Origin of the sequence: Acidihalobacter sp. (assembly GCF_037381185.1) — a bacterium.
GTDB lineage: Bacteria > Pseudomonadota > Gammaproteobacteria > DSM-5130 > Acidihalobacteraceae > Acidihalobacter_A.
The window spans coordinates 1-12523 of record NZ_JARRQY010000078.1; the positions used below are offsets into that span (position 1 = coordinate 1).

The following is a 12523-nucleotide window of genomic DNA, read 5'->3' on the forward strand; positions in this document are numbered from 1 at the left end:
GGCTTTCGCAACCGCGCTCGCTTTCATAACGCCATCTACTTCCATCTCGGCGGCCTCGATCTCTACCCCAATCGACTCATAAATCGGTCAGTCACCCACTCAATCCGGTGAAGACCCATTAAAATTAGACACCCTAAATAGGGTGTGTTCAAACACACCTGTGAGGTGCTTAAAATGGCTGGCGCCTCTGGAAGGCCGCGTTGCTTGGGGATGCCAGGCAAGGAAACACACCCCCAACGTTTTCAGCAAATACATCTGTATTGGGCTGAAGTTCCTCAAGCGCGTCCGGTTTCCTCGCCGACAGTGTCGCGATCACGTCGAAACCTATTGTTTTCGATCGGCTGGGCGGGGTTTCGTTCCTTCGCCGGGCGGCAGCGCTTTTGCCTGATGCCCTTTACGGCCTGATGGACCTCGGATGCCCGCGGCGTTACGGATACAGCAGCCGCGAGTTCCACTGCCCGTTCTGCAGTTCCCAGAGCACGCGCTCGTGGAGGCGGTAGCTGGCGCCGTACCAGAACTCGACGCGGTCGGGTGCGATGCGGTAGCCGCCCCAGTGCGGCGGGCGGGGCACGTCGCCGTCGGCGAATTCCTGTTCGTAATTCGCATAGCGGGCGTCGAAGTCGTCGCGCGTCGGCAGGGTCTGCGACTGCAGGGAGGCCCAGGCGCCGAGCTGGCTGCCGCGAGGGCGGGTGGCGAAATAGGCGTCCGAGACTTCGGCGGGCAGTTGTTGCGCGCGGCCTTCGATGCGCACCTGCGTGCCGCCTTCTTCGCCCAGCGTGGGCCAGTGTACGCACAGCGCGACGGCGTTGTTGGCGGCGATCTCGGCGCCCTTGTCGCTGTCGTAGTTGGTGTAGAAGTCGAAGCCTTCGGGGCCGAAGTCCTTGAGCAGGACGATGCGGCTGTGCGGGTGATTGTCGAGGCCGACCGTGGCGAGATTCATGGCGGTGGGGATGGCTTCGGCCGAGCCCAGGGCCTGTTCGTAGAGTTCACTGAAGGTTTCGAGTATGCGCGGATCGAGCATGGTGTCCTCGTTAATGATTTGTTTGCGGGTCAGCGCCTGGTGCGCGCGGGCGCCAGTGGGCGGCTCGCCCAGGCGGAGATCAGGTCAGCGCAATAGTCTACGTCGGCCTGGCGGCGCAGAAGATGATCCGTGTCATCCAGGCTGATGAAAGCGCGCGGTTCGGCGGCGGCGTCGAACAGGGCGTGCGCCTGGCCATAGGGCACGATGCTGTCGGCCGGGGCGTGCATGACGAGGTATGCGCGGTTCAGGCGCGCGGCGGCCTGGGTCGGGCTGTAGCGGGCGAGGGTGTCGAGAAAGTGCGGCGCGAAGGTGAAGCGCTGGCCGCCGATGGTAGCGGTCAGGCTGCCGTCCGGATGGCGTTCCTCGGTCTCGCTGTGCAGCAGGTCGGTGATGTGGTCGAGCGTGGCGGGGGTGCCGATGGTGGTCACCGCGCGCACTTCGGGCAGCCGCGCCGCGGCTTCGAGTACGGCGGCTCCGCCGAGGCTGTGGCCGACCAGCAGGTGCGGGGCCTGAGCATGGGCGTCCAGCCAGGCGGCGGCGCGCAGGACGTCGTCCACTTCGCTCTCGAAGTCGGTTTCGTTGAAGCTGCCGCCGCTCTCGCCCAGGCCGGTCAGGTCGAAGCGCAACACGCCGAAGCCGTGCTGCGCCAGGGCGCGGGCGAGGCGCACGGCGACGGGGATGTCCTTGCTGCAGGTGAAGCAGGCGACGAAGACGGCGTATGCGCGCGCTTCGCCGGCGGGTTTGTGCAGCACGCCGGCCAGCGGCTGGCCGCGGGCGTTGTCGAAGCGGAGCGGCTGTGGGCGGGGTAGGGGCTCTGCGTGCATATCGCGTCCTCCGGACGCGTTGATAGTGAGGTTGATTGGCGGCGTTGCGCGTTGCTGGCTTGGTCATTCGGCGCGGCTTCGCGCGTCGGGAGTGCGCTTGCGCGGATCCTGCCGGAAAAACGCGCTGAGCTGACTGTAGACCGGCGGGAGGTCGCGCGCCAACTGGTGCGGCAGTTCGAAGAACGCTTCGCAGGCGACAGCGAAGAACTCTTCCGGCGCTTCGGCAGCATAGGGATCGAGCGAAGGATATCGTTGCGGCTTGCGTTGGAAGGCCGCATAGGCGCGGGTGAACGCTTCGCTCCAATCCTGCGCCGACATGCCGGCGTGCAGCGGCGGCCGGCCGTTGGCGTCGCCGGCCTGCATGTCCAGCCAGTGCGCACATTCGTGCAGTACCACATTGTTGCCGTCCAGTTCGCCGGATTCCTCCACGTCGTTCCAGGACAGGATGAGCAGGCCCTGATCCCAGGCTTCGCCGCTGAGTTCGCGGCGCTCGGTGTGGACCACGCCGGCCTCGTCCTCCCAGCGGTGCTCCGGCGCGAAGCCGGCCGGGTAGACAACCACTTCGTGCAGTCCGCGGTACCAGCCCAGGTCGAGTTCGAGGACGGGCAGCGCGGCGAGCAGGGCGATGCGCCGGCGGGCGTCGGCGTCGAGTTCGAGTCCGCCGACCGGCTGCATGGCGCGGGTACGCAGGAACTCCTGCGCCAGCGACCACAGCCGCGGGCGAGCTTCCTCGCCCAGGTTTTCCAGCACTGCCTGGCCTTCGGCGGCTGCCTGCCACCGCTCGGCGTCGAAAGGTGCGGGCCGTCGTCGCAAGCGTTTGAGCAGGTGTCCGAACATGGGCGATCAGGTGGGCCGGCGTCAGCCGCGCAGCATCAGGTAGGGAATGTGCGCCTGGAACAGCCGGTGCTCCTTGTCCGGGTCGTGCGCCAGCACGGCGGTATCCACCGCCACGCGGTCCAGGTGCGGCGCGAAGCGGTGGATGAAGTCGTACATATAGCCGCGCAGCACCAGGCCGCGGCGCAGTCCGATGCTGGTCACTTCGTTGGCGAACAGGTGGCGCGCGTCGATGCAGACCAGGTCGTCGTCACGTTCGGGTTCGTAGGCGATTTTCGCCAGCAGGCCCACGCCGAGGCCGCTGCGCACGTAGGTCTTGATGACCTCCGCGTCGGTGGCGGTCAGTACGAGGTTGGGTTGCAGTCGCTTTCTGGCGAAGGCGACCGACATCTTGGAGCGGTCGTCGAAGCCGAAGATGTAGCTCACCAGCGGATGTGAGGCGAGGCTTTCGAGGGTTAGCGGTTCGCCGTTGGCCAGCCGGTGGCCGTGCGGCACGACGACCGCGCGGTTCCATTGGTAGCAGGGCAGCAGTACGAGATCCGCGAAGTGTTCGAGGCTTTCCGTGGCGATGGCGAAGTCCACCTTGCCGCTGGCTGCGAGTTCAGCGATCTGCTCGGGCGTGCCCTGATGCAGGTTGAGCTTGACGTCCGGATAGCGCTCGCGGAAGGCGGCGATGACTGGAGGCAGGATGTAGCGCGCCTGGGTGTGGGTGGTGGCGATCGACAGCGAGCCGGATTCGGGGGAGGTAAGTTCGGTGGCGACGCGCCGCACGTTCTCCGCCTCGGAGTGGATGCGTTCCAAGTAGGGCATGAGCCCGCGGCCGAAGTCCGTCAGGCGGCTGAACTGCTTGCCGTTGCGCTCGAAGATGGGGCGCCCAGTTCGTCTTCCAGCATGCGTATCTGCTTGCTGATTCCGGGTTGGGAGGTGAACAGCGCCTCGGCGGCGGCGGAGACGCTGAGGCCGTTCTGCACGACGGCGCAAACGTATTGGACCTGGCGGAGTTTCATCGGTCGGCTTCGCGGTTGGGGCGGTATGGCGCGAAAGCGGATTCGCGCTGGCAATCACTGTACTTATTCCATTAAGTCATATGCAAGTGAAAACATAATCTTTGTTTGGAATAAGTCGCCGCGATAGTGTCTCGTCCTGTAGTCAATCGCAGATGGACCCATGGACTGGATACTCGCCGCAACAGGAATGCTGATCGCCACCCTGGTCACCGTGACCGGGGTCGGCGGCGGTTCGCTGATGACGCCGACGCTGATGTTCGGCTTCGGCCTGCCGGCGGCGACGGCGGTGGGCACCGATCTGCTGTACGCGGTGTTCACCAAGAGCGGCGCGCTGCTGTCCTATGCCCGCGACCGGCGGGTGCACTGGTCCACGGTCGGCTGGATGCTGGCCGGCAGCGTGCCGGCGGTCGTCGTCACCACGGCGCTGCTGGCGCTGTTCCACGGCGCCGCGTTGCAGGAGCGCTTCATCCATGTTGCCGTCGGTGCGGCGCTGATCCTGAGCGCGCTGAGCATGGTGCTGCGCCGGCGCGGCGACGTCGCCGGTCCGCATCCGGCGGCGCGCCCGGCCTGGCTGGGCGCGGGCGGCGCGCTGGTGGTGCTGTCCTCGATCGGCGCCGGCACGCTGGGCACGGCCCTGCTCACCCGCCTGTATCCCGGGCGACCGCTGCGCGAGATCGTCGGCACTGAGCTGGCCCAGGCCGTGCCGCTGGCTGCATTGGCCGCGGGCGGGCATTTCCTGCTCGGCCAGGTGGACTGGCGCATCGCCATCGACCTGGCGCTCGGCGCCGTACCCGGCATCTGGCTCGGCCGTCGTCTGGTGCATCGCCTGCCCGATAAATGGATGCGTTACACCCTGGCCGTGGTGCTGACCGGCGCGGCCACCAAGCTCATTGTCTGAACCGCCACGAGGAACCCACTATGTCCACTCTTACCCCGGCTCCGCAGGACCGTATCGCCCATACCGTGGAAGTGCTTCGGCGCGCCGTGCGCGAGGATGTGTCGGTAGTCTTCGCCAACAGCCTGGGCGCGGAGGATATGGTCCTGACCGACCTGATTTATCGGTACGTGCCCGAAATCGAGGATTTCACGCTGGACACCGGCCGTCTGCCGGCCGAGACCTACGAGCTGCTCGAGGACGTTCGCGCGCACTATCACCGCGCGCCGCGCATTTACTTCCCGCGTGCCGAGACGCTGGAGGAGTACATCACCGAGCATGGCCCGAACGCCTTCTACAACAGCGTCGAGCGGCGCAAGCAGTGCTGCGCCATCCGCAAGATCGAGCCGCTGCGCCGCGCGCTGCGCGGGCACAAGGCCTGGGTGACCGGCCTGCGTCGCGAACAGGCGGTGACCCGCCAGGAGCTGGCCGTGCGCGAGTGGGACGAAGGCAATGGCCTGTTCAAGATCAACCCGCTTGCCGATTGGACAGAGGCAGAGGTGTGGGCCTATATCCGTGCGCACGCCGTGCCCTACAACAAGCTGCACGACAGGCACTACCCCAGCATCGGCTGCGCGCCGTGCACCCGTGCCGTCACTCAGGGCGAGGACGTGCGCGCCGGACGCTGGTGGTGGGAGTTGCCCGAATCCAAGGAATGCGGCCTGCATCTGCGCCCGGCCGTGGGAGCGGGCGCATGAGCGCAGTGGTCGAACTTCCCCGCCGCGTGCCGGCGCCGGTGCTCGACGAAGGCCAGTTCCACGAACTGCGCCGCTTCGCCGATGCGCTGAGCCCCGAGCAACTGCTGTGGGCAAGCGGCTACCTGGCCGGCCTGCAGGGAGCGGGCGTGGCCGCGCCGGCGGCGGAACCCGTGGCCGAGGCCGTGCGCATCGTCGTGCTCTACGGCTCGCAGACCGGCACCGGCGCCGCGCTGGCCGAGCGGGTGGCAGAGCGCGCCCGCACCCTCGGGTTCGAGGCCGAGACGCTGGACATGCTGCGCTACCGTCGGGCGCGGCTGCGTGAGGATCGCAACCTGCTGCTCATCGTCAGCACCCATGGCGACGGCGATCCGCCGGACAGCGCCCAGGAGTTGCACGCGCTGGTCACCGGCGCCAAGGCTCCGAAGCTGGCCGACACGCATTTCGCCGTGCTGGCGCTGGGAGACGCGAGCTACCCGCGCTTCTGCCAGGCGGGCAAGGATTTCGACGAGGCGCTGGCCGCGGCCGGCGGCACGCGGCTGGTCGAGCGCGTCGACTGCGATCTCGACTACGAGGAAGCGGCTGGACAGTGGACCGAGCGTGTGCTCGGCAAGCTCAACGAGCAGCGCCCGGACACCCCGCGCGTGGCGGCCGTACCCGGCGCGGCGGCGCGCCCGGCATGGACGCGGCACAAGCCGTTCGCCGCGCCGCTGCTCGAGCGCCTGCCGCTGACCGCCGAGGGGTCCAGCCGCGAGGTGTGGCATCTGGAGCTGGATCTGGCGGGTTCGGAGATCGAGTTCGCCTCCGGCGACAGCCTGTCCATCGTGCCGTCGAATCCGCCGGAGCTGGTCGAAGCGCTGGTCGAGCGCCTGAGCCTGGACGGCGACGCCGCAGTCGCCACGCCGCAGGGCGAGCGCACGCTGGCCGAAGCGCTGGCCTCGCGCTACGAGATCACGCGCCTCACGCGCCCCTTCGTGGAGCGCTACGCGGCGGCGGCCGAGTCGGATCAACTGCGCGGGTTGGCGGTGGACGCAGAGGGACTCGCCAAGTGGATGGACGGGCGCGACGTGCTCGACGTGGTCGCCGAGCATCCGGTGCAGGGGCTGTCGGCGCAGGACTTTGCCGACATGCTGCGGGTGCTGCCGGCTCGGCGCTACTCGATCGCCTCCAGCCCGCTGGCCTATCCGGACGAGGCACATCTGACCGTGGCGCCGGTGCGCTGGGCAAGCCGCGGGCGGGACCGCTTCGGGGTGGCTTCGACGCAGCTCATCGAGCGTCTGACCGAGGGCGACGGTGTGCCGGTGTTCCTCGAGGGGCACGCCGCGTTCCGCCTGCCGGAAGACCCGGAACGTCCGATCATCATGATCGGCGCCGGCACCGGCGTCGCGCCTTACCGCGCCTTCCTGCAGGAGCGCGAGGTGCTGGGCGCACCGGGACGCAACTGGCTGTTCTTCGGCGATCGCAACTTCAGGACCGATTTCCTCTACCAGCGCGAATGGCTGCAGTGGCGCGACGACGGGCTGTTGACGCAGCTGGACGTGGCCTTCTCGCGCGATCAGCAGGACAAGGTCTACGTGCAGGATCGTCTGCGCGAGCGCGCCGCCGACCTGTACGCCTGGCTGGAAGAGGGCGCGGCGCTGTACGTCTGCGGCGCGGAGCGCATGGGGCACGACGTGCACCAGGCGCTGATCGGGGTGGTTGGCGCCGCCGGCGGCCTGCCGGCCGACAAGGCCGAAGCCTATGTAGAAGACCTCAAGCACACGGGGAGATACCACCGGGATGTCTACTGATAAGCCGCTTTCCGACGTCGAACGCATCAAGACCGCCAGTCGAGGCCTGCGCGGCAGCCTGATCGAGAGCCTGAACCTGCGCCATACCGGCGCGGTGCACGCCGACGACACGCAGGTGATCAAGTTCCACGGCATCTACCAGCAGGACGATCGCGACGTGCGCGCCGAGCGCCAGCGCCGCAAGCTGGAGCCGCAGTACCAGTTCATGGCCCGCCTGCGTCTGCCGGGTGGGGTGCTCGACGCCACCCAATGGCTGGCGCTGAGCCAGCTGGCGCGTGCCTACGGCGACGGCAGCCTGCGCATCACCAGCCGCCAGAGCATCCAGTTCCACGGTCTGTTCAAGGAGAACCTGAAGCCCGCGCTGCAGGACCTGGACCGCGTCCTGCTCGACACCATCAGCGCTTGCGGCGACATCAACCGAAACGTCATCGCCTGCGCCAATCCCAACCGCTCGCTGCTGCACGGCGAGGTCTACGGCTGGGCACAGCGGATCGCTGCGCATCTGATGCCCCGGTCGCGCGCCTACCACGAGATCTGGCTGGACGGAGAACCGGTGGTTCAACCGGAGGACGAGCCGCTGTACGGCAAGACCTACCTGCCGCGCAAGTTCAAGATTGCCCTGGCCATTCCGCCATCCAACGACGTCGACGTGTTCGCCCACGATCTGGGCTTCGTCGCGATTGAGGAGGAGGGCCGGCTGGCCGGCTTCAATGTCACGGTCGGCGGCGGCATGGGGCGTAGCCACACCAACCTGGCGACCTATCCGCGTGTGGCCGACGTAATTGGTTTCTGCACGCCGGAGCAGGTGCTGGCCGTCACCGAGGCCGTGGTCACCGCCCAGCGCGACAACGGCGACCGCAGCGACCGCGCCCAGGCCCGGCTCAAGTACACCATCGACCGCATGGGACTGGATGTCTTCGTCGCCGAGGTGGAGCGGCGCAGCGGCTTCGACTTGGCGCCGACGCGCCCCGCGCGCTTCGACACGTCCGGCGACGAATTCGGCTGGGTCGATCATGCCGACGGCACCGCCAGCCTCGCGCTTTACGTGCCGGGCGGGCGCGTGGTCGACGGCCAGCCCGAGTACCTGCCGCTGAGCGGCCTGGACGAACTTGTACGTGCCCACGGCGGCGAGCTTCGCCTTACCTGCAACCAGAACCTGGTGCTGGCCGGGGTGAGCTCGGCGGCGCGTCCGCAGGTCGAAGCCGTGCTCGAGCGCTTCGAACTCGATCTCGCGCCGCGGCGCACGCCGCTGGAAACCGGCGCTATGGCCTGCGTCGCATTCCCGACCTGCCCGCTGGCGATGGCCGAGAGCGAGCGCTACCTGCCGGCCCTGCTGCAGAGCCTGAACGCCCTGCTGGCCGAGTTCGACCTGGAGCGCGAGAACCTGTCGCTGCGCGTGACCGGCTGCCCCAACGGCTGCGCCCGCCCGTATCTGGCCGAGATCGGCCTGGTCGGCAGGGCGCCCGGTCTCTACGACCTGCATCTGGGCAGCGACCGTGCCGGCGCCCGCCTCAACACACGGGTGCGCGAGTCGCTGGACGAGGCCGGCCTGCTCGACACCCTGCGCCCGCTGTTCGCCCGCTTCGCACAGGAGCGCGCGGACGGCGAGGGATTCGGCGACTTTCTGCACCGCCTCGATCTGCTCGGGGCAACTTCAACCAGCGAACAAGGAGTGATCGCATGACCCTGCAACTCAACCAGACTGTTCCCGATTTCCGCGTCGAGACCACCGAGGGGCCGATCGGCTTCCACGACTGGATCGGCGACCAGTGGGCGATTCTGTTCTCGCACCCGGCCGACTACACCCCGGTATGCACCACCGAGCTGGGCGAGGCCTCGCGCCTGCAGCCGGAGTTCGCCGCGCGCGGGGTCAAGCTGATCGGTCTGTCGGTCGACCCGCTGGACGATCATCACGGCTGGGCCGACGATATCCGCGAGACTCAGGGTCATGCACTGAACTTCCCGCTGATCGCCGACAAGGATCGCACCGTGTCCGACCTCTACGGCATGGTGCATCCCGAGGCCGACCCCAAGGTCACGGTGCGCGCGGTGTTCGTCATCGATCCGCAGAAGCGTCTGCGCCTTAGCTTTACCTATCCGCCCTCGGTGGGGCGCAACTTCGACGAGATCCTGCGCGTCGTCGATGCGCTGCAGACCAGCGACCGCGCTACCGTGGCCACGCCGGTCAATTGGCGACCGGGCCAGCCGGTGATCATCCCGCCATCGGTCTCCGACGAGAAGGCCCGCGAACTGTTCCCGCAGGGCTGGGACGCCCCGCGTCCCTACCTGCGCTACACGCGCCTGCCGGACTGAGCATGGACTGGTATCCCGTCTTCTGGAATCTGAGGGATCGGCCCGTGCTGGTGGTGGGCGGTGGCAGTGTGGCCGCGCGCAAGGCCAGGGCGTTGCTGCGTTCCGGCGCGGCGGTGAGCGTTGCGGCCGAGCGCCTGGGCAGCGAATTGCGCGGCGAACTGGAAGCGGGACGCATCGCGCACCTTGCCGGCGCCTACGCCGGCGAGGTGCTGCACGGGCAGTGCCTGGTGGTCGCCGCCACCGACGACGCCGAAACCAACCACCGCGTCGCCGGCGAGGCCCGTGCAGCGGGCATTCCGGTCAACGTGGTCGACGATCCGCAGTACTGCGACTTCATCCTGCCGGCCATCGTCGACCGCTCGCCGCTGCTGATCGCAGTGTCCTCCGGCGGGCGGGCGCCGATGCTGGCGCGCCACGTCAAGACCTGGCTCGAAGCCCGGCTGCCGCGCTCGCTGTCGTCGCTCGCGGAGCTGATGGGGCGGCTGCGTGGGCGAGTCAAGGAACGCTTCGCCACGCTGCCCGAACGGCGCGCGTTCTGGGAACGCATGCTGGGCGGTCCCGAGCTGACGCAGATCGACGGCCACCGGGTACGTGAAGCCTGGCGCGACCTGGCGCTGGGTGCCACCCAGGCGCCGCCGCCGGTCGCACTGGTCGGTGCCGGTCCCGGCGACCCGGATCTGCTCACGCTCAAGGCGCTGCAACTGATCCAGGGTTGCGACGTGGTGCTGTACGACGCGCTGGTGTCCGAGCAGATCATGGATCTCGTGCGGCCCGAGGCCGAGCGCGTGTTCGTCGGCAAGCGCGCCGGTGGCGTGCACACGCCGCAGGGCGAGATCCAGCGCCTGTTGCTCGACTATGCCCGCCGCGGTCTGCGCGTGGTGCGCCTCAAAGGTGGCGATCCGATGATCTTCGGTCGCGGGGGCGAGGAGGCCGAGGCCCTGGTGCGCGCTGACATCGCCTTCGAGGTCGTGCCCGGCATCAGCGCCGCCAACGGTTGCGCCGCCTGTGCGGGCATACCGCTGACCCACCGCGAACATGCCTACACCCTGGTGATCACCTCCGGCTATGTCCACCCGGACGGCAGCGAACATGACTGGTCCGTGCTGGCCAAACCGCAGAACACGCTGGTGTTCTACATGCCGTTGCACGAACTCGCCAGCATCTGCGCGCAGCTTGCCGCACACGGTCTGCCCGTCGACTGGCCGGCGGCGCTGGTCACCGAAGGTACGCAGCCCTCGCAGCGCGTGCTGTTGGGAACGCTGGAATCGCTACCGCGGCTCGCCGAGGAACGGGGGGCCGCCTCGCCTGCCATTTTGATGGTCGGCAAGGTCACCGCGCTGGCCGAACGACTTCACTGGTTCGGCGCGCCGCCTGTAGTCGAGGACGAGACGAGCGCGCGGTGCGAAGCCGTATATGCCTTACTTTGAACACTTCACGGACACCCCGGAACGCCATTATGACTATCGACACCTCCGCACTCATCGCTCCTCACGGCGGCCGCCTGGTCGACCTCGTCGTGCCGCCGGAGAAACGCGAGGCGGCCTTGCGACACGCCGAAGCCCTGCCGCGCCTGGCGCTGACCGCGCGCCAGCTCGCCGATCTGGAATGTCTCGCCACCGGCGTCTATTCGCCGCTGGATGGATTCATGGGCGAACTCGACTATCGGCGCGTGCTGGACGAGATGCGCCTGGCGGACGGCACGCTGTGGCCGATTCCGGTGGTCTTCGACGTCGACGAGGCGAATCTCACCGGGATCGGCGATGCTGCGGAAATCGCCCTTAGCTGGGAGGGCCGCGTGATCGCCACGCTGCGGATTACCGAGCGCTATGAGGTGGACAAACCGCTGGAGGCGAGCGCGGTGTACGGCGTTGACGATGCCGAACACCCCGGCGTGGCCGCGGTGCGCGAGTTGGGCGATGTCTACTTGGCCGGCCCGGTGCGGCTGATCGAGCCCGAACTGCACGGCAGTTTCGACAGCTACCGCTACACGCCGGCGCAGAGCCGTGCGGAATTCGCGCGGCGCGGCTGGCGCAAGGTGGCGGCTTTCCAGACACGCAATCCCATTCACCGCGCCCACGAATACCTGCAAAAGGTCGCGCTGGAGACCGTGGACGGCCTGTTCGTGCATCCGCTGGTGGGGCAGACCAAGTCCGACGACATCCCCGACGACCTGCGCATCCGCACCTACGAGGTCATTCTGGAACGCTACTATCCGCAGGATCGCATCGTGCTCGGCGTGTTCCCCGCGGCGATGCGCTATGCCGGCCCGCGCGAGGCTCTCAAGCACGCCATCGCGCGCCAGAATTACGGCTGCAGCCACTTCATCGTCGGCCGCGACCATGCCGGTGTGGGTAACTATTACGGCACCTATGACGCGCAGCGCATCTTCGAGACGCTGGGTCCGGAAGATTTGCGCATTATCCCGCTACCGTTCGAGAACGCCGCCTACTGCACGCGCTGCGCGCAGATGGCCACGCGCAAGACCTGCCCGCATCCGGAGGACGACTGGCTGCAGCTGTCCGGTTCCAAGGTGCGCGCCATGCTGCGCGAGGGCGTGCGTCCGCCGGTGGAGTTCACCCGGCCTGAGGTGGCTGACTTGCTTATGCAGGGTGTGCGGCGGGTGGGTTGAACGTTGGAGTTTATTTCGGGCACGAATCGGCCTTTGCGGTTTTGACTTTGTGTGACTGATGGCGATGTATTGGCCGGCTTGGGTGGCCGGTTTCGGGCGCGATTCTATGTATGGGGATTCGCTTTGAATCGGTGACGCGCCCGAGCCTCTTTCTTTGCATGCCCAAAGAAAGAGGCGAAAGAAAGGCACCCGAAAGGCCTTGTCCCTACGGGCAAACCTCAAGCGCACGCCCCGTCGCGGGGCACCGCAGGCACTTGCCCTCCTGGCAAAGCCTGCTCGGGCGGCCTCCCTGCCGCCCGACCCCGCGCCGGGGCGCACGCTCGAGGCAAGGCCTAACGGGAATCGACAAGACAAAACAGAACGTACCCAAGCCACTGAACTACGAATCGGAAACGTAGGTTGGGGTAAGCGAAGCGCACCCCAACGCGGACGGCGCAGCTCATGTTGGGGTTCGTTGCACTCACCCCCAACCTACG

Annotated in this window: 12 protein-coding genes; 7 read left to right on the forward strand and 5 right to left on the reverse strand. The window is 67.7% G+C overall.

Going from position 1 to position 12523, the window contains the following annotated elements:
- Positions 1 to 427: 427 nt before the first annotated feature.
- The 5 genes from pdxH to P8014_RS18995 all read right to left on the reverse strand — a co-directional run bounded on the left by pdxH (position 428) and on the right by P8014_RS18995 (position 3686).
- Positions 428 to 1021, reverse strand: a complete 594-nt coding sequence (gene pdxH / locus P8014_RS18975; RefSeq protein WP_337818894.1) for a pyridoxamine 5'-phosphate oxidase — start codon at positions 1019 to 1021, stop codon at positions 428 to 430.
- Between the two features lie 29 nt (positions 1022 to 1050).
- Positions 1051 to 1845, reverse strand: a complete 795-nt coding sequence (locus tag P8014_RS18980) for an alpha/beta fold hydrolase (RefSeq protein ID WP_337818895.1) — start codon at positions 1843 to 1845, stop codon at positions 1051 to 1053.
- A 63-nt stretch (positions 1846 to 1908) separates the two neighbouring features.
- Positions 1909 to 2682, reverse strand: coding sequence for a M90 family metallopeptidase (locus P8014_RS18985; protein WP_337818896.1), 774 nt, complete (start codon positions 2680 to 2682; stop codon positions 1909 to 1911).
- A gap of 21 nt (positions 2683 to 2703) precedes the next feature.
- Positions 2704 to 3489 (reverse strand): LysR substrate-binding domain-containing protein, encoded by a 786-nt coding sequence (locus P8014_RS18990; protein ID WP_337818897.1) that lies wholly within the window; start codon positions 3487 to 3489, stop codon positions 2704 to 2706.
- Positions 3490 to 3509: 20 nt separating this feature from the next.
- Positions 3510 to 3686 (reverse strand): LysR family transcriptional regulator, encoded by a 177-nt coding sequence (locus P8014_RS18995; protein ID WP_337818898.1) that lies wholly within the window; start codon positions 3684 to 3686, stop codon positions 3510 to 3512.
- A 160-nt stretch (positions 3687 to 3846) separates the two neighbouring features.
- On the opposite strand from P8014_RS18995, the gene P8014_RS19000 reads away from it, so the two are divergent.
- The 7 genes from P8014_RS19000 to sat are packed head-to-tail and all read left to right on the forward strand — an operon-like array spanning position 3847 to position 12047.
- Positions 3847 to 4584, forward strand: coding sequence for a sulfite exporter TauE/SafE family protein (locus tag P8014_RS19000; RefSeq protein WP_337818899.1), 738 nt, complete (start codon positions 3847 to 3849; stop codon positions 4582 to 4584).
- Positions 4585 to 4604: 20 nt separating this feature from the next.
- Positions 4605 to 5318: a phosphoadenylyl-sulfate reductase gene (locus P8014_RS19005; protein WP_337818900.1), complete on the forward strand. Its 714-nt coding sequence runs from the start codon at positions 4605 to 4607 to the stop codon at positions 5316 to 5318.
- The gene (locus P8014_RS19010) at positions 5315 to 7105 is read left to right on the forward strand and encodes an assimilatory sulfite reductase (NADPH) flavoprotein subunit (RefSeq protein ID WP_337818901.1); all 1791 of its coding nucleotides are present in this window, start codon (positions 5315 to 5317) and stop codon (positions 7103 to 7105) included. The genes P8014_RS19005 and P8014_RS19010 overlap by 4 nt, the downstream gene beginning before the upstream one ends.
- Positions 7095 to 8789, forward strand: coding sequence for an NADPH-dependent assimilatory sulfite reductase hemoprotein subunit (locus tag P8014_RS19015; RefSeq protein ID WP_337818902.1), 1695 nt, complete (start codon positions 7095 to 7097; stop codon positions 8787 to 8789). Before P8014_RS19010 ends, P8014_RS19015 begins: the two co-directional genes overlap by 11 nt.
- Positions 8786 to 9418 (forward strand): peroxiredoxin, encoded by a 633-nt coding sequence (locus P8014_RS19020; RefSeq protein WP_337818903.1) that lies wholly within the window; start codon positions 8786 to 8788, stop codon positions 9416 to 9418. The genes P8014_RS19015 and P8014_RS19020 overlap by 4 nt, the downstream gene beginning before the upstream one ends.
- Positions 9419 to 9420: 2 nt before the next feature.
- Entirely contained in the window at positions 9421 to 10845 is a 1425-nt protein-coding gene (gene cysG, locus P8014_RS19025; RefSeq protein WP_337818904.1) for a siroheme synthase CysG, read from the forward strand.
- A gap of 29 nt (positions 10846 to 10874) precedes the next feature.
- Positions 10875 to 12047 carry a sulfate adenylyltransferase gene (sat, locus tag P8014_RS19030; protein ID WP_337818905.1) on the forward strand — a complete coding sequence of 391 codons (1173 nt, stop codon included), beginning with the start codon at positions 10875 to 10877 and terminating at the stop codon, positions 12045 to 12047.
- Positions 12048 to 12523 lie beyond the last annotated feature (476 nt).